The organism is Streptomyces sp. HUAS MS02 (assembly GCF_055702265.1).
Genome location: NZ_CM146747.1, coordinates 6,407,535 through 6,422,526, shown reverse-complemented (window position 1 = coordinate 6,422,526; position 14,992 = coordinate 6,407,535). Strand labels below are relative to the sequence as shown.

18 protein-coding genes, 1 tRNA gene and 1 pseudogene are annotated in these 14,992 nt (G+C 71.4%); 8 read left to right on the top strand and 12 right to left on the bottom strand.

Annotation, left to right across the window (positions count from 1 at the left end; translation table 11 throughout):
- Positions 1–285 precede the first annotated feature (285 nt).
- A complete protein-coding gene (locus tag ACZ9QC_RS27695; protein ID WP_472915597.1) occupies positions 286–837 on the top strand; it encodes a hypothetical protein in 552 nt (183 codons plus the stop codon).
- On the opposite strand, the gene ACZ9QC_RS27690 is transcribed toward ACZ9QC_RS27695, so the two are convergent.
- The 3 genes from ACZ9QC_RS27690 to ACZ9QC_RS27680 form a co-directional block, all read right to left on the bottom strand.
- On the bottom strand, positions 794–1,585 hold the full coding sequence (locus ACZ9QC_RS27690; protein WP_472915596.1) for an IS5 family transposase: 792 nt from the start codon (positions 1,583–1,585) through the stop codon (positions 794–796). The genes ACZ9QC_RS27695 and ACZ9QC_RS27690 overlap by 44 nt on opposite strands.
- Positions 1,586–1,970: 385 nt before the next feature.
- Complete coding sequence (locus tag ACZ9QC_RS27685) at positions 1,971–2,276, bottom strand: hypothetical protein (protein WP_472915595.1); 306 nt, start codon at positions 2,274–2,276, stop codon at positions 1,971–1,973.
- A gap of 537 nt (positions 2,277–2,813) precedes the next feature.
- Positions 2,814–3,095 (bottom strand): hypothetical protein, encoded by a 282-nt coding sequence (locus ACZ9QC_RS27680; protein ID WP_097250152.1) that lies wholly within the window; start codon positions 3,093–3,095, stop codon positions 2,814–2,816.
- A 77-nt stretch (positions 3,096–3,172) separates the two neighbouring features.
- On the opposite strand from ACZ9QC_RS27680, the gene ACZ9QC_RS27675 reads away from it, so the two are divergent.
- The 3 genes from ACZ9QC_RS27675 to ACZ9QC_RS27665 all read left to right on the top strand — a co-directional run bounded on the left by ACZ9QC_RS27675 (position 3,173) and on the right by ACZ9QC_RS27665 (position 4,326).
- A complete protein-coding gene (locus ACZ9QC_RS27675) occupies positions 3,173–3,928 on the top strand; it encodes a GntR family transcriptional regulator (RefSeq protein ID WP_472915594.1) in 756 nt (251 codons plus the stop codon).
- Positions 3,929–3,978: 50 nt separating this feature from the next.
- Positions 3,979–4,176 carry a hypothetical protein gene (locus ACZ9QC_RS27670; protein ID WP_472915593.1) on the top strand — a complete coding sequence of 66 codons (198 nt, stop codon included), beginning with the start codon at positions 3,979–3,981 and terminating at the stop codon, positions 4,174–4,176.
- A gap of 67 nt (positions 4,177–4,243) precedes the next feature.
- Positions 4,244–4,326, top strand: a tRNA-Arg gene (locus tag ACZ9QC_RS27665).
- A gap of 180 nt (positions 4,327–4,506) precedes the next feature.
- Here the strand turns inward: ACZ9QC_RS27665 and ACZ9QC_RS27660 are convergent.
- A pseudogene (locus ACZ9QC_RS27660) lies at positions 4,507–4,851 on the bottom strand (DUF2087 domain-containing protein); the annotation flags it as partial.
- Positions 4,852–5,134: 283 nt separating this feature from the next.
- On the opposite strand from ACZ9QC_RS27660, the gene ACZ9QC_RS27655 reads away from it, so the two are divergent.
- Complete coding sequence (locus ACZ9QC_RS27655) at positions 5,135–5,431, top strand: chaplin (protein ID WP_472915592.1); 297 nt, start codon at positions 5,135–5,137, stop codon at positions 5,429–5,431.
- A gap of 183 nt (positions 5,432–5,614) precedes the next feature.
- Here ACZ9QC_RS27655 and ACZ9QC_RS27650 read toward each other — a convergent pair whose 3' ends face one another.
- The 8 genes from ACZ9QC_RS27650 to chpG all read right to left on the bottom strand — a co-directional run bounded on the left by ACZ9QC_RS27650 (position 5,615) and on the right by chpG (position 10,846).
- A complete protein-coding gene (locus ACZ9QC_RS27650) occupies positions 5,615–6,481 on the bottom strand; it encodes a tyrosinase family protein (RefSeq protein WP_472915591.1) in 867 nt (288 codons plus the stop codon).
- Positions 6,465–6,917, bottom strand: a complete 453-nt coding sequence (locus ACZ9QC_RS27645) for a tyrosinase family oxidase copper chaperone (protein WP_472915590.1) — start codon at positions 6,915–6,917, stop codon at positions 6,465–6,467. Before ACZ9QC_RS27645 ends, ACZ9QC_RS27650 begins: the two co-directional genes overlap by 17 nt.
- A gap of 108 nt (positions 6,918–7,025) precedes the next feature.
- On the bottom strand, positions 7,026–7,532 hold the full coding sequence (locus ACZ9QC_RS27640; protein ID WP_472915589.1) for a hypothetical protein: 507 nt from the start codon (positions 7,530–7,532) through the stop codon (positions 7,026–7,028).
- Positions 7,533–7,746: 214 nt separating this feature from the next.
- Positions 7,747–8,340, bottom strand: a complete 594-nt coding sequence (locus ACZ9QC_RS27635) for a vitamin K epoxide reductase family protein (protein WP_472915588.1) — start codon at positions 8,338–8,340, stop codon at positions 7,747–7,749.
- A gap of 125 nt (positions 8,341–8,465) precedes the next feature.
- Positions 8,466–8,963, bottom strand: a complete 498-nt coding sequence (locus ACZ9QC_RS27630; protein WP_217184543.1) for a DUF5949 family protein — start codon at positions 8,961–8,963, stop codon at positions 8,466–8,468.
- Between the two features lie 209 nt (positions 8,964–9,172).
- Positions 9,173–9,463 (bottom strand): hypothetical protein, encoded by a 291-nt coding sequence (locus ACZ9QC_RS27625; protein WP_467338572.1) that lies wholly within the window; start codon positions 9,461–9,463, stop codon positions 9,173–9,175.
- 124 nt (positions 9,464–9,587) lie between these two features.
- Positions 9,588–10,415 carry a hypothetical protein gene (locus tag ACZ9QC_RS27620; protein WP_472915587.1) on the bottom strand — a complete coding sequence of 276 codons (828 nt, stop codon included), beginning with the start codon at positions 10,413–10,415 and terminating at the stop codon, positions 9,588–9,590.
- A gap of 191 nt (positions 10,416–10,606) precedes the next feature.
- A complete protein-coding gene (gene chpG / locus ACZ9QC_RS27615; protein WP_045557607.1) occupies positions 10,607–10,846 on the bottom strand; it encodes a chaplin ChpG in 240 nt (79 codons plus the stop codon).
- 299 nt (positions 10,847–11,145) lie between these two features.
- Here chpG and ACZ9QC_RS27610 point away from each other — a divergent pair, with 299 nt between their 5' ends.
- From ACZ9QC_RS27610 to ACZ9QC_RS27600, 3 genes are read left to right on the top strand one after another with little or no spacing between them, the layout of a single operon-like run.
- Positions 11,146–12,327 carry a DUF3344 domain-containing protein gene (locus ACZ9QC_RS27610; RefSeq protein ID WP_472915586.1) on the top strand — a complete coding sequence of 394 codons (1,182 nt, stop codon included), beginning with the start codon at positions 11,146–11,148 and terminating at the stop codon, positions 12,325–12,327.
- Between the two features lie 39 nt (positions 12,328–12,366).
- Positions 12,367–13,539, top strand: a complete 1,173-nt coding sequence (locus tag ACZ9QC_RS27605) for a glycosyltransferase (protein WP_472915585.1) — start codon at positions 12,367–12,369, stop codon at positions 13,537–13,539.
- Entirely contained in the window at positions 13,536–14,990 is a 1,455-nt protein-coding gene (locus ACZ9QC_RS27600; RefSeq protein ID WP_472915584.1) for an exopolysaccharide biosynthesis polyprenyl glycosylphosphotransferase, read from the top strand. Before ACZ9QC_RS27605 ends, ACZ9QC_RS27600 begins: the two co-directional genes overlap by 4 nt.
- Positions 14,991–14,992 lie beyond the last annotated feature (2 nt).

The following is a 14,992-nucleotide window of genomic DNA, read 5'->3' as shown; positions in this document are numbered from 1 at the left end:
CACGCCAGGAGACTTCCGCGACCTACCCGGCCGTGGTTCGCACCGAGGGGATGCCAGCAGCAGCGCCCCATGGACTATCCATGGACAAGCGACCGCCAATCGCTTAGCCCTAAGCCGGTGACCTGCGCACACGTCTGGAACCGAAGGCCCCTCCGGAGCCGTGTGCATCTTCAGAGGCTGTTGTCTTTCCGGACTTGAGGACTGCGTTTCCGCTGGTCAGGTATAGGGTCGGCGATCCCGTGGGAGTTGTGGCCTGTCGTGCTGTCGCTGCCCGGGAGGTCGTGGATGCCGTCGGTGGTTGGTCTGTTGGAACAGCGTGAGCTGGGTGCTCGCCGTCGTGTTGACGAACTGCGGGAGGAAGCCGACCGTGTCCAGGCCGAGTTGGCCGTGGCCGAGCGGGAATGGAGGGAGTGGGCCATCGCCCGCTCGCGGGTCGGCGAGGTGCTGGCCCCCGTGGACGAGAGCGGGCAGGACCCCGCCCGGGCCGAGGTGACCGCGCCGACCGCCGGAGAGCAGACCGGAAAGACGCCGCAGGTGCCGGAGGCAGCGAAGACGAAGTCGCAGGTTCCGATGTGGCGCCAGGGGCTGGCCTGGTCGGTGCTGTCGGTGGACTACCAGCGCATCCTGAGGGCGCTCGCGGACCGGGTCCGGCTCCGTCAAGGGCCGCTGACCTGCCAGGAAATGGCCGCGGCGTTCGGCATGGACGTGGTGCCGACACGGGTGGAGGCGTTGCGGTCGAAGGCGAAGCGCCTGGTCGCGCGGGGCTGGCTGGCCGAGGAGCAGCCGGGCCGGTTCACGCTCGCTGCGGGTGTGGCCGGGCCAGGCGGCGGGTCATGAGCAGGGTCATCGACCAGTAGATCATCGCCTCGGCGCTGGTGGTGCGACGCTCGTAGTCGCGTGCCAGGCGGCGGGTGCGCATCAGGTGGGCGAAAAACCGTTCGACGATCCACCGTTTGGGCAGCACCACAAAGCCGCGCATGTCGTCGCTGCGTCTGACGATCGCCAGGGCCAGTGCGAGCACGGTGAGGCAGTGGGCGACGAGGTTGCCGGTGTAGCCGCCGTCGGCCCAGACCAGCTCCAACCGGTGGTGTGTGTCTACGACTTGCCGCAGCAGGACCTGGGCGGCGGCACGGTCGCCGATGTCCGCGGCGGTGACCATCACCCCCAGCAGCAGACCGAGGGTGTCGACCACGACGTGGCGCTTGCGGCCGTTGACCAGCTTTCCGCCGTCGAAGCCGCGGCTGTCGGCGCCGACTACCGCGTCCGCCTTGACGGACTGCGAGTCGATCACCCCGGCTGTCGGCTCAGTGTCGCGTCCGTTCCTCTCGCGGGTCCTCGATCGCAGCCGGTCGTGGAACTCTTTGACCAGGGCGTGGTCGCGCCAGCGGCGGAAGAACGCGTAGACGCGGTCCCACGGCGGGAAGTCGGCCGGCATGGCCCGCCACTTGATGCCGTTGTCGACGAGGTAGCGGATCGCATCGAGTATTGCCCGGTGGCAGTACGCCTCCGGCTGTCCGCCCCGGCCCCGCAGCCAGCCCGGCACCGGCAGCAGCGGCCGGACCACGGCCCACTCCGCGTCCGTCATGTCCGAGGGATACCGCCGAACACGTTCCGGGTGATCGGCCGCGTTTCCGAACCGGTGGGCGACACAATCACACGTCGGTGCAGCCGAGTTGAACTCCACCGGCGTGAGCACGTACAACTGCGGAAACAGGGTCTCCTGGATCTCGGTTGGCTTCGCAACCCCGAGCTACCAAGAGGCCCTGCCTTCATGCCCGCAGCCGCCGGCAACCACCCGATCGAGACTCCCGTTCGACACACACCCCTCAAGATCGGAACGACAACAGCTATTCAGACCCGGCAGCGAGACGTACACGATTCTTGTACATGAGCAGGAGCCCCGCCCGACGGCGAGGCTCCTCTTGTACTGCATACCTCTGTCCCAGAGTTCCGGGTCGCTGATCAAACGGTCATTCGTCGTCAGGGTGTCCGGGTACCGCCAGGCGCTCTCCGCGGCTCGTCGCAACGCGGATCACGTCTCGTAGGGCGCCCGCCAGCTGGCCCGCGAGGAGGCTCAGCTTGTGCACGTTCATGGGCGTGCCATCGGGGACCTGACGCGCTTCCTCCAGGAGCTCGCGTGCCATGCCCAGCTGAACTGACTCGATGTGGTCCGCCAAGCGGGACATGTAGCCCTCTGGGTCGTCAGTGCTCAGGTAGCACGGCTTGCCGTCCGGTCCCGCCCAGGGCAGGAGTCTCAGCCCCCTCTGTGCCGTCATATCTGCGCGCCTCTCGGTCACCTAGTTGGGGAGTGACGGTTTGACGCCCGTCGCCGCGTGGCACGGGCAGTCGCAGGTCTCGTAGATCAGTGGGATACCCGTCGGCGCCGCAGCCGGAGATGATTCGGCGCAGTCGCGGTGCGTCCCGATCCGGCATGCCGCCGATCTGTAGGCGACGTTCGGGCTACGCGGCTGTTCCTGCGAGGACATCAGCCGACCCCCCAGAGGACCGGGTGTCCCTCGGCCGGCCGCTCGCGTCCCCCAGAGACCCGTACCGGATGCTGCGCCCGTTGCTCCCACGCCAGGACGTACGGGCGGACGAGGGCGACGTCTTCGCCCCTCAGCGGGCGGCGGTACCTCGCCCGCACCAAGGCATGCCCCAAAGCCACCGTCTGCTCCTCAAGGGGTGCCGCGGGGGCCGGACGGGACAGTGAACGGGCGCGGGTTAACGGGCGGCGGTGCCGGCCCTTGGGGGAACGCCGCACCCTGGCAAGGGAGACGGCGCGGCGGATACGGTTGAGCACGCTGAATCAGCTCCTATCGCTGACGGCCAGGTCCCCCGACATCGCCCGTCGTGGGGACCTCTTTCTTCACCACCGCCGCCCAGAGAGTGCGGCCGTTCACACTGGCGGCGAGGAGCCCGAACCGGTCCGCCTCGGCCACCGCATCCAGGACCTCCCTCCACGACTCGGTGGAGAGCGAATCCGGTAACTCCGCCTCGACCGACGTGCGGTCGGCGTGCTCCTCCACGCGCACGGAGAGTCCGACGGCGGACAGCCGGGCGGCGATGGCCGCCGCTTTTGATCCCGAAGCGGGCACAGGCAGCCTCCGTCACCAGCGATCACTTTCAGTGAAGCTAGTTAACTAGATTAGAGCTAGTGGACTAGATTTTCCACATGCCTGAGCAGCCGCCCTATCTCCGCATCGCCGACGAGCTACGACGGCGGGTCGCCGAGCGGGTCTGGGAACCGGGGGACCGCCTGCCGTCGCGGGCCCAGATCGGTCACGAGTGCGGTGTGGGCGAGAACGTCGTCCGTCGGGCGCAAGAGTTGCTGATCTCCCAGGGCGTACTGGAGGGCCGGGCCGGATCCGGCACCTACGTCGCCGAGCCCCGCCAACGCGTCCGTGTCGTACGGTCCTCCGCGCGCGAGGACTCCCAAGAGTCGCCGTTCCGCGCCGACATGAGGGCTGTCGGCAAGCAAGGCGACTGGGAGAGCCGGACCGACGCCAAGGTGCCAGCGCCAGCGGACATCGCCGCACGACTCGGTATCGGCGAGGGCGATCTGTGCGTCCGGACCGCGTACGAATTCCTCGCCGACGGCCGGCCCGTGCAGCTCTCCACGAGCTGGGAACCCTATGACCTCACCGCCGGAACCCTCGTCGTCCTCCCCGAGGGCGGGCCCCACGCCGGGGCAGGCGTCGCCAACCGCATGGCCGCCATCGGCGTCACCGTCAGCCACGCCGTCGAGCAGCCCGAGCCCCGCCAGGCCACCGCCGAGGAAGCCTCCCTCCTCGGCATCCAGAAGGCAGCGCTCGTCACGCACATCCGGCGGACGTACTACAGCGACGAGGGGCGGCCCGTGGAAACCGCGGACATCGTGGTGCCCGCCGCTCACTGCGAGATCGTCTACGAGATCCCCATCAACCGCTAGCCGGACAGCTCCGTCTCAAGACCGTAATCCCCGGCCCGTATCGTGACCTCATGCGAAACGAGAGGCACGATGAGCGGCTGTCGGACAAGGAGTTGGAGCTGTTCCTCCAGTACCTCCACAGGTTCGCGAACCATGACCTTGATCTCTTCACCCTCATGCAGGTGGGAGACCCCGAGTACCCCGCCTACGTGTCCTTCAGCAGGACGCCAGAAGCGAGTGTCGACCCCTCGGCCTACCGGCGACCGTGAACCGGCTCCGGGCCATGTCGAATGCGTGTCGACGGCAGGTGACGAGCCGCCAGCGGAAGGGGTAACTGCCCAGGTCAGTAGCCGGTCCCAGACGAACACGCCAGGCGCCTTCTAAGCGCTTGGCCGCAGGTTCGAGTCCTGCCGGGGGCGCCCACACCCCGCCCTCCCTCCGGGAGGGCATTTTTGCTGTTCAGAGCAAGGCTGCGATGCCGCCGGTCATCCATATGGGCTCGCGATCGCCCGCGGCGACCGACCCAACAGAATCAAGCCACAGCGGCCCGGCGCGGCGGCCCGCCTTCGCACCTTCGCATGGATCTTTGGCGGGTGGTGTCAGGCCGCAGGGCCGGCGTCCGGGACCCAGTAGGAGCCGTGCCGGCGGTGGAGGTGGCCCAGGTCCACCAGGTAGCGGCGGAGGGTCACGTGGTCCACCGGGGCGTCCTCGCACCAGGCGCGCAGTTTCTCGTTGACGGTGCGCTCGGGGTACTCGATGCCCGGCTCGAAGGTCCGCTCCGCCACGTGCCGCAGCACGACCAGCTTCCGCTGCCACCGGGCCGGCAGCCGGACGAGGCGCCCGTCGCGCACGAAGGTCCGCAGCACCGGATCGGTCTGTTCCGGCTCTCCGGCTCGCCCGGACGCGGGCGTCCGTCCTGTCGTCTCGGTCCCCTCCGCCCTCGCGGCACTCAAGTCCCTTGTCGCCGCCTGCTCCTCCACGCTGTTCACTCTTCCGCCCCTCTGTCTGTCCGGCTGCCGTCCGGTCGCCCGGAGGCTAGCCGCCCGGCTCCCGTGGGCGCACCGGAATTCCGGGCGACGCAAGGCGTCCGAAGGCGCCGCCTCCACACTCGCGTTCGGAAAGGGTGATCCCCCGATGAACGCCGTGACCCTCGGTGCGCGGGCGCGTTGAAGGGGCGTGCGGCCACGAAGAAGCGGTCGCGCTCACCGAATCAAGAAGGAGAACGTGATGTCTCGCATCGCGAAGGCAGCCGTCGTCACGCTCGGCACGTCCGCCGTCGTGCTCAGCGGCGCCGGCCTGGCCTCGGCGGACGCGGGCGCCGAGGCCAAGGCCGTCGGCTCCCCGGGTGTCCTGTCGGGCAACGTCGTCCAGGTCCCCGTCAACGTGCCGATCAACCTGTGCGGGAACACGATCGACATCATCGGCCTGCTGAACCCGGCCTTCGGCAACGTCTGCGTCAACAAGAGCGACGACAACCACAAGGGCAACCCCGGCAGCCCCGGCCCGTCCGGCTACGGCCACTGACGGGGGCCGACACCCCGAGCGGCACGGCAGTACGAGCAGTACCAGGCAGGACCAGGAAGTGCACGGCAGTACCAGGAAGCCCCCGACGGTGTCCCACCGTCGGGGGCTTCTCGCCGTTCCAGGAGCCGCTTCGGGAGCCCGTCCCGAGCCCATTCCCGCAGCCCGGTCACACGGCCCCACCGGTCACGCGTACCGGTACACGCTCCCGATCTCCTCCATCTGCCCCGGCGTCACGTTCCACGGCGGCATCCGCTCGTCGCGGGCGAGGATCCGCCCCCGCTGGGCGTCGCCCCGGGCCGGCGGCTTGGCCGGGAGGTAGCGCGCCCCCTTGTGCCGGCGCTGCCAGCGCGTCCACTGCAGGTCGATGAAGGCGTGGTGCAGCCAGAAGACGGGGTCGTTGACGGAGGCGCCGCCGACCATATGTCCGCCGACCCACCGGTGCACGCGGTTGTGGTTGAGCCACGAGCCGTTGCCGGTCCCCTGCCCCCACCCTTCGAGCCGGTTACGGAACCCCCCACGGGTGACCGAGTTCCAGGGGGCCTTGTCGTAGACCGGCTCGGCGAGGGCCGCGTCCAGGTCACGGGCCGTGGGCAGAGCGACGGGGTTGCGGGGGTAACCGAAGTCCCGGGTGAGGTACTCGATGTCCGTGAGCCCCTCCGTGATGGTCCACCTGCCCGTCCCGTACGCGAAGGGGCCGGTCATCACCCGCTTGTCGGAGCGTCGGCCGTTGCCGCCGAGCAGATCGGCGGTCCAGGGCACCGACGTGGTCGTACGGTCCCGGGTCCAGTCCCAGTAGGGCACCGTCACCGAGTCGTCGATCCGGCGCAGGGCCTTCTCCAGCTCCAGCACGAACCGGCGGTGCCACGGGAGGAAGGAGGGCGCCATGTGGGCCGTCCGCAGACCGCCGTCGCCGTCGGAGACGTAGTGGTCGATGTGCATACGCACGAACTCGTCGTACTCACCGCGCTGTTTGAGCTGCAACAGGGCTCCGACGAACCGCCGCCGCTCGCTGCGGGTGAGGGTGCTGACGTCCTTACGCGTGTAGGCCATGGCCGACCGCTCCCTCCACCATCTCCGACACGCGCAGGCGCTGGACCGTGCCCAGCTCGTCGACCGCCGCGCGGGTCGCGTCCAGGGCCGTCGGGTACGAGCGGTAGTGGTCGATCATGCTCAGGTACGTGCCGTCGGCGCGCCGCATCAGGTGGAGCGGGCGTCCGTCGACGGTGATGTCCCAGGTGTCGCCGCCGGGTGTCCGCGCGGCCAGATAGGCGGCCTGGCCCGTGTCGGCCCTGGCGCCGCGGATGCGGTGGCCCCGGTAGGTCTCCTCGAAGTCGGCCTCCTCGGGGCGCGCCGACCGGCGTGGCCACGCGGCGGCGACGACGGGGGCCACGGCCAGGGCGAGGGCGGACACGCCCAGGGCGCGCAGCGCGTTGCGGCGCGTTCTGCTCCGGCCGGCGTCGGGGTCCGCCGTCACTCTGCTCGTCACTCTGCCGACGAACAACACTCTCTCCTCGTCGTGTTCGGTAGCGGTGACCCCCGGGTGGCCGGCCCGGGCGCGTGCGGCCCGGGCCTCGTCCTCCGTGTCGCCGCGGGCTCAGACGAGCCCGAGGTTCGCGGTCGGCGCCGTCCGCAGCACCGGGGTGAGGACGGCCGCCTGGGGGTCCTTGAGGCTGGGCAGGCCCAGCGCGTCGGGGTTGGGCGCGGTCAGCGGGGTGTCCACGTTCAGCCCGGGGGTGAGGGTCCGCAGGTCGGCGGCGGGGGCGTCGACGCCGACGCGCTCGAAGCCCTCCCCGACGATCCGGGGCAGCGGGGTCTCGGCCCACAGCCCCGGCAGCGCGGCGCCCAGCGGCACCTGCGGCACGGCACTGGCCGGCAGCAGCCGGCCCTCGACGTACCTCGGTCCCTCGGGGGCGCCCGGCGACAGCAGCGGCAGCTCCCCGCCCAGCCTGGGCATCTTCACGTTCAGGGAGTGCTCCACCCCTTCGAGCGGTACGGGGACGGGCACCGTCTCGGCCGCGACGGCGGGGGCTGCGGAGGCGCCCACCGCGGCCGCCACACCGGTGACGACGGCGGCAAGGGTTCCTCGTGTGGTCGGCTTCATCTCGGTACGGTCCCTTTCAGGAATGGGCGGATCCGGGGCTCGGCGTCCGTATCTGGTGAACGATCCGGAGATCACCCTCAGCGGAAGATTCGCCCGACTGCCGCAATAGTCCGAGAGGCCTATCGGCCCACTGGTCGTCTGTTCGTCTGTTCGTTTCGTCGTCTGATCGTTCGGTCGTCCGGGCGCCTGGTCGTTTGATCGGCCGGTCAGCTGGTCAGCTGGTCCAGAAATCCCACCAGCGGGTCAGGACGAGCATCCCGATCACTCCTAGGTGCACCACCGGGAAGACCCACGTGAACTCGCCCAGGAAGCTCCGCAGCCCGGCGGGCGCGGGCAGGAAGCCCTCGCGGACGACGAACGAGGTCAGGTACCAGAAGAGGACGACCGTGGCGATCCAGGCCAGGCAGCACCACAGACAGAGCGAGTTGATCCGGTACAGCGACTCGAACTGGAGCCAGGTCACGAAGCCGACCCCGAACAGCGCGCCCGCCTCGAAGGTCAGCCAGTACCAGCGCGGGAAGGCCGCTCCGGCCAGCAGGCTCATGCCGACGCAGATGACGATGCCGTAGGCCACCAGGCCGATCATCGGATTGGGGAACCCGAACGCGGAGGCCTGGTCGCTCTTCATGATGTTGCCGCAGGAGACGACCGGGTTGAGGCTGCACCCGGGGGTGAAGTTCGGGTCCTCCAGCAGCTTGAACTTGTCGAGCGTGATGACCCAGGAGGCGAGCAGCCCGGCCGCACCGGTGATCAGCAGCAGGACCGCGAAGGCACGACTGCCGCCCGCCGCGCGCTGCGTGCCCTTCACGCCCGCACCCGCCACGCCCGCCGCACCCGTCGCACCCGTCGCACCAGCGGAACCAGCGGATCCCGTCGCACTCGCGGCACTCGCCGTACCGGCCCGACTCTCCGACCACCCTGCCGGGGCGGCCATCAGCCGCGCAGGCTGCGGGCCGGCAGGAGGACGTGTGCCGCGCTGGTCAGCGTCTCGGTGTCGCCGGCGAAGGCGGCGAGGGCCTCGGGCTCGACGGGCGTGCCGGGCCGGGCCTCGGGCCAGGGGCGGGTCGCGAAGAGCAGGTAGGCGAAGCCCCGCCGGTCGACGGCGGCGAGCCACTCCGGCGGCGCGGGGCACTGGGCGTTGAGCTGCGGCATCGTGACGACGGCCTGGCCCGCCTCGACGAGCAGGGTGACCGGCAGACTGGGGTGGGCGGCGCCGTCGACGACCTTCTCGCCGATGGACAGACCGAGGCTCGTCAGCAGATCCGCGACGGCGGCCGTGGAGCCCTCCGGACCGCTCTGCCCGTCACCCAGGGTGTAGGCGAGCAGGTAGGGCATGTCCCCGTCGGGGGCTTCACCGCTCCATGCCATGACGACGAGCGTGCCGAGGTCTGCGGGGCGGAAAGGGCGGGTTTCAGCGGAAGTTGAAGTCACCGCGGAACCCTATCCACGCCCGCCAAACGAGCCTGCCGCCTTTTCACCCGCCCGGGCGACAGCCGACGACCGACCACACGAACGAGGGACACGCGCCTCGAACATCGCGGACGTCCCTCATGCGGACTTCCCTCTCCGGGGCGGGAGAACGAGCGAGGCCGGTCCCGCGGCTTCGCGGAACCGGCCCCGTGGGACCGCGAGGGGAACGGTCAGCGCTGGAGGGGCAGACCACCGAGGAGCTGGCCTGGACCTCCGGAGGAGTTGAGGGTCTTGGTCGCGCCGCTCACCGTGTGGAGCACGGAGTCCTTGTTCTCGGTGTCGAGCGCGTTCGACTGCTGCTGCAGGGGTGCGGGTGAGATGGGCTCCTTGAAGAGCGTGTTCACCGCGCCGTTGAGGCTGGTGGGCGTGACGTCCGTGGCGTCGTAGGCGGAGGCCGGCGCGGCGGCGCCAGCGATGGCCATGGTCCCGGCAACGACAGCGGCGGCCTTCAGGGACTTCATCGTGTTCCTCTCCTCGGAATACTGGAAGCACTGCGCCGTGTCCAACGAGCCCTCGCGCCGGCGGAAACCCCGTACCGGACACGTCATATCTGACGCCGAACGACAGGTCATACGAACCAGCTGTCTAGCGCACGGGCAGCGCGGCCGCGGGCGGCGTCGCGGGCAGTTCCGCCGGCGGCTGGACCGGCGGCAGGTCGGCGGGGACGGGCAGGCCGCTGCCGACCAGGATGGCCGCGATGAGCTTGACCAGGCTGGTCACCACACCGGTGACGGCGGGCACCACCTGGGCGAGTTCGCCGGAGGTGACCGCCTTGAGCAGGGCGTCGACAGCGGCCTGGAGGGCGGTGAGCGCGTCGGTCACCGGGTCCGCCACGGTTCTGCCGACCGGCTGCGCGAGGCCCCGGTCGAACGCCGGCAGCGTGACGGCCTGCTGCGGCGCGGCCGGCAACGACGGCGCCGCGGGGACGACGGGCGCGGTCACGGCGGGCGGCGCCGGCGGCACGGCGGGTGCCGGGGGCACAGCGGGTGCGGGCGGCGTGACGGGCGCCGGGGGCACGGCCGGCGCGGGCGGAGTCACCGGGACGGCGGGTGCGGCCGGGTCGACCGGCAGGGCGGCCGGCGGGGTCGCCGGTGCCGCCGCCTTGGCCTTGTCGATGGCCTCCTGCACGGCCTTGCCCAGCGAGGCCGCCTGTTCGGCGGAGAGCTGACCGTTGTCCGCCTTGAGCACGGCGTCGAGCAGATCGGTCACCGGGTTCAGTACGCCACCGAGGTCGCCCAGGCCCTTGAGCTGGGTGAGGAGCGCGTCCGCGCCGGGGACGGGGGCGGACGCCGACCGGGCGCGGTCACGCGTCGTCTCGACGTCGGCCGCCAGGGCGGCGGGGGCGGTGACGCCGAGCAGGAGCGTGGTGCAGAGGGCGGGGACCGCGAGACGCCGTGCGGGCAGAGCACGCATGGATGTTCCTTTCAACGGTGCGACGGATTGGCTTTTCACCTTGTCTTTTCACCGTGAAATCGGTGTTCTCCGTCTGCAACCGAGGGACCCCATTCGGGGCAACAACGAACCGGCCGCCCTCCCTGCGGGGAGGACGGCCGGTTCGTTTGTGAACGTGCGAACGTCAGTCCGAGGACGTCAGTTTTCGAACGTCAGTCGTTGAAGCACTTGTTGCCGAACGCCGGGTTCAGCAGACCGATGATGTTGACGGTGTTACCGCACACGTTGACCGGCACGTGAACCGGAACCTGAACGACGTTGCCCGACAGCACGCCCGGGGAGTGGGCGGCGAAGCCCTTCGCCTCGCTGTCGGCGGTGGCGACGCCGGCGGTGCCCGCCACGGCCGCGGCAGCAACGGAGGTCAGGGCCAGGCCCTTCGCGATACGCGACATGGAGAGGTGCTCCTTGGAGTTGATGCAAAAACACTCGGGCGGGGATGCCCGGCGCTGGAGTCAACGCGCGGCATGGGCCGGGGGTTGTGCCTCCAAAGGGGTGATCTCCCAAATCGCTTGCTTCACCGTTCCGACACAGTTGGCATGTTCCGCGAATACCTGGGCGGGGCGGGCTAGAGTTGCGCACCTCCTCAGCCCGCCGCGGCCTTTATCGGATCCACAGATATTCGACACGTAGACGGTCTGCGGAATTACCCCGACAAGCACCCGAACGAGCTCCCGAAAGGGCACCGACGGTCATGCGAATTCATCCGGGTCCTCCGCTGCGCCGCGCATGGATGGGCTGCTGCGCCCTCGTGCTCCTCCTGGGGCCCGGCGCTCCCGCGACGGCCGCCCCGACCGCCCCCTCCCCCGAGGCCGAGCGCCTGGCCTTCGTCCAGCGCTACCGGGCGTCGCAGCACGGCGGGATCGTCCGCGCGGCCAACTCCTCCATCACCTGCCGCACACAGGTGACGGCCCCTCAGCCCGCGCCGTCCCCCCTGCCCTCGGCGTCCCCCCGGACCTCGGCACCCCCGCCGGCCACGCCGTCGTGCGCCGACGCGCGCGGGGGGCGGACCGCCGCGAACGACGACTTCGACATGTTCTACATCGACGTCGACCGGGACCCGAACACCTACAACTCCAGCCGGGGCGAGGTGCGGCTGCCGCCGGGCGCGCGGGTGTCGTACGCGCGGCTGTACTGGGGCGGGAACCTGCGGGTCGGCGAGCAGAAGCCGCCGAAGGACAACGGGCGGGTACTGATCGCGGAGCCGGGTGGCGCGTACAAGGAGCTGCTCGCGGACACGGTGGTGGGTCACCGGGTGACACGGGACGCGGACGCGTACCAGGCCTCGGCGGACGTCACGGAGCTGGTGCGGTCGAGCGGTTCGGGGCTGTACACGGTGGCGCAGGTCAATGTGGCCATGGGCCGTTCGACTGCCGGTGCGTGGGGCGGCTGGACGCTGATGGTGGCCTACGAGAACCCGGCGGAGCCGCTGCGGCATCTGGCGATGTGGGACGGGTTCGACTCGCTGTCGACGGGCCTCGGCACACTCCTGACGGGCGGTGAGCAGCGGATCCGGCTGACCGGGGCGGCGCTGCCGGAGCGGGCGCGCGGGACCGTGGGGCTGGTCGCGTACGACGGGGATCGCGGGAGCGCGGGGGACTCGCTCACCGTTTCGACCGGGCGGGGTCCGGCCGTAGCGCTCGGGGACGCCGCCAACCCTCGTGACGACATCCTGAATTCGACGATCAGCCAGCCGGGAGCGGTCGTCGCGGGGCGTACGCCGGCGTACACGAACACTCTCGGATACGACTCGGACGTTCTCGAACTGGACGACGAAATCGGGCGCGGCGGTGACCAGTTGGCCTTCCGGCTCGTTTCGCAGCGGGACGCGGCTTGGGTCGGGGCGCTCTTCGTCGCCGTCGACGCCAAGCCGTGACGCGCGCCGCCCGGCGCCGCCCTTGAGCGAGGAACCCGCATGCAACTGTCACCATCCGACCCTCCGTCGCGGGTCCTGCACCTCACCCAGCCGGTCGACGGCGGCGTGGCCCGTGTCGTGACGGACCTGGTGCGGGCCCAGCTCGCCGAAGGCCTGTGCGTCGCGGTGGCCTGCCCCGACGGTCCGCTCGCCCCCGAGCTGCGCGCGCTCGGCGCCGACGTACGGCACTGGGCGGCCACCCGGTCGCCGGGGCCCTCGCTCCTGTCCGAGGTGCGCGGGGTGCGGCGGATCCTCGACGACGTACGGCCCGACCTGGTGCACGCGCACAGCGCGAAGGCCGGGCTGGCGGGCCGGCTCGCCGTACGGGGGCGCGTGCCGACCGTGTTCCAGCCGCACGCCTGGTCGTTCGAGGCGGTCGACGGCGCGATGGCGGCGCTGGCGCTCGGATGGGAGCGAACGGGGGCGCGTTGGGCCTCGCGGGTGGTGTGCGTCAGCAAGGCGGAGCGGATCACCGGGGAGCGGGCCGGGATCCGGGCGCGCTGGACGGTGATCCCGAACGGGGTCGACGCCGGGCGCTTCCACCCCGCCGCCGTCGACGCGGTGCGCGCCCAGCTGCCGCTGCTCTGCGGGATCGATCCGGCCGCGCCCCTGGTGGTGTGCGTGGGACGGCTGTGCCGGCAGAAGGCGCAGGACGTGCTCCTCGCGGCGTGGGACGAGGTGCTGCGGCGGGTGCCGGAGGCGCGTCTGGTGCTGGTCGGGGACGGACCGGACGACGAGCGGCTGCGGGCGCTGGCGCCCGAGAGCGTGCTGTTCGCCGGGGCGGTCGCGAACGCGGTGCCCTGGTACCAGGCGGCCGATCTGGTCGTCCTGCCGTCGCGGTGGGAGGGCATGGCGCTGGCGCCGCTGGAGGCCATGGCCTGCGGACGGCCGGTCGTGCTCACCGAGGTGGACGGGGCCCGCGAGAGTCTGCCGCCCGGCCAGGAGCCGGTGCCCGTCGAGAACCCCGCGGCGCTCGCCGGAGCCGTCGCCGGTCTGCTGCTCGACCCGCTGCTGCGGGAGTCGCTCGGCCACCAGGGGCGCCATCACGTACTGACCACGCACGACGTACGGCACACCAACGAGGCCGTCGCGGGCGTGTACCGCGAACTGCTCGGCGGTGCGGACGGCCGGCGCGGGGAAGCCACCGAGTGCAGGGAGTCAATCCACACGTGACTGCGGAACGTACGGAAAGCACCGTCCCCTCCTCCGGTGGGCGGCAACGCGAGTTCGGCGGCGCGTCCGTCTCGGTGGCCCCGCCGCGCGAGACCGTCGGCGGCCTGACCTTCCCGGCCGGCCGACGGCCCGTCGCGCGCCCTCCCTCAGGGCTGCCGCTGCTCGCCGTGGACGGCGGCGCCGCCCTGCTCGCGGTGCTGATGCTCACCGGCGACACGACTCCCGGGCGCCCCCTGATGGCGGCCGCGCTGGCCCTCGCCGTGGCGTGGCTGAACACCCGGGCGCGCCTCTACCGGCCGCCCGCCGTGCCCGCCGCGCTCGACGAACTGCCCGCCGTGTGCGGGCGGATCGTGCTGGGCTGGTGCGTGCTCGGCGCCGGTGTGGCCGCGCACTCCCCCGATCACGCCCTCACCGCCCATGAGCTGGCCCTCGGCTGCGCGCTGCAGTCGGCGGCGGCCTGTCTCGGCCGGGGCACGGTGCACCTGTACCGCCGCCGGGCGCTCGTGCGGCGTCCCGGGACGGCCCTGGTGGTGGGCCCGGCGGCGACCGCGCAGCGCGTGGCCGCCGCGTTCCTGCGCCACCCGGGGTGCGGCATCCGGCCCGTAGGTGTCGTCGCCGACCAGGCCGGCGGGACCGACGGCCTGCCCGTGCTGACCACCGCCGAGGAGGTGCGGCGGGCCGTCCTGCAGAACGGCGTGCAGACCGTGCTCGTCGTCGGCTCGCGCACCGATCGCGCCCCGCTGCTGCGGACCTTGCAGGACGGCGGATGCGCGCTGTGGGAGGTGGACGCCGAGTCCCCCTCGTACGACCGGGACGGCTCGGCCGAACTGCTCGCCGGGTTCGCGTGCCGTCGGCTGGAACTGACGGGCGGTCAAGAGCCCGTCGGCAAGCGGCTCGTGGACGTGCTGGTGTCCGGGGTGCTGTTGCTGCTGGTGAGTCCACTGCTGCTGGTGTGCGCGGTGGTGCTGCGGTTGAGCGACGGGCCCGGCGTGGTGTTCCGGCAGGAGCGGATCGGGCGGGACGGACTGCCGTTCACGCTGCTGAAGTTCCGCACCCACCGGCCGGTCGACGCGCACGAGGCGGCGACCCGGTGGAGCGTGGCGAACGAGCAGGAGATGGGCTGGTTCTGCCGCTTCCTGCGCCGCACCTCGCTGGACGAGCTGCTCCAGCTGTGGAACGTGCTGCGCGGCGACATGAGCCTGGTCGGCCCGCGCCCCGAACGGCCCTACTTCGTAGCCAAGTTCGGGCAGACCTACCCGGGCTACGCGGCCCGGCACCGGATGCGGACCGGCATCACCGGACTGGCCCAGGTCACCGGCCTGCGCGGGGACACCTCCATCGAGGACCGGGCCCGCTTCGACAACGCGTACATCGACAACTGGTCGCTGTGGCAGGACGTCTGCATCCTGGTCCGCACGGCCGCCGCGCTCGTCCGTCCGACGGGGAGCTGACC

Excerpts from the sequence above, each read along its gene's own strand:
- ACZ9QC_RS27695 (WP_472915597.1), top strand. The coding sequence starts at position 286 with ATGCCGTCGGTGGTTGGTCTGTTGGAACAGCGTGAGCTGGGTGCTCGC.
- ACZ9QC_RS27690 (WP_472915596.1), bottom strand. The coding sequence starts at position 1,585 with ATGACGGACGCGGAGTGGGCCGTGGTCCGGCCGCTGCTGCCGGTGCCG.
- ACZ9QC_RS27685 (WP_472915595.1), bottom strand. The coding sequence starts at position 2,276 with ATGACGGCACAGAGGGGGCTGAGACTCCTGCCCTGGGCGGGACCGGAC.
- ACZ9QC_RS27675 (WP_472915594.1), top strand. The coding sequence starts at position 3,173 with ATGCCTGAGCAGCCGCCCTATCTCCGCATCGCCGACGAGCTACGACGG.
- ACZ9QC_RS27670 (WP_472915593.1), top strand. The coding sequence starts at position 3,979 with ATGCGAAACGAGAGGCACGATGAGCGGCTGTCGGACAAGGAGTTGGAG.
- ACZ9QC_RS27655 (WP_472915592.1), top strand. The coding sequence starts at position 5,135 with ATGTCTCGCATCGCGAAGGCAGCCGTCGTCACGCTCGGCACGTCCGCC.
- ACZ9QC_RS27650 (WP_472915591.1), bottom strand. The coding sequence starts at position 6,481 with ATGGCCTACACGCGTAAGGACGTCAGCACCCTCACCCGCAGCGAGCGG.
- ACZ9QC_RS27640 (WP_472915589.1), bottom strand. The coding sequence starts at position 7,532 with ATGAAGCCGACCACACGAGGAACCCTTGCCGCCGTCGTCACCGGTGTG.
- ACZ9QC_RS27625 (WP_467338572.1), bottom strand. The coding sequence starts at position 9,463 with ATGAAGTCCCTGAAGGCCGCCGCTGTCGTTGCCGGGACCATGGCCATC.
- ACZ9QC_RS27620 (WP_472915587.1), bottom strand. The coding sequence starts at position 10,415 with ATGCGTGCTCTGCCCGCACGGCGTCTCGCGGTCCCCGCCCTCTGCACC.
- chpG (WP_045557607.1), bottom strand. The coding sequence starts at position 10,846 with ATGTCGCGTATCGCGAAGGGCCTGGCCCTGACCTCCGTTGCTGCCGCG.
- ACZ9QC_RS27610 (WP_472915586.1), top strand. The coding sequence starts at position 11,146 with ATGCGAATTCATCCGGGTCCTCCGCTGCGCCGCGCATGGATGGGCTGC.
- ACZ9QC_RS27605 (WP_472915585.1), top strand. The coding sequence starts at position 12,367 with ATGCAACTGTCACCATCCGACCCTCCGTCGCGGGTCCTGCACCTCACC.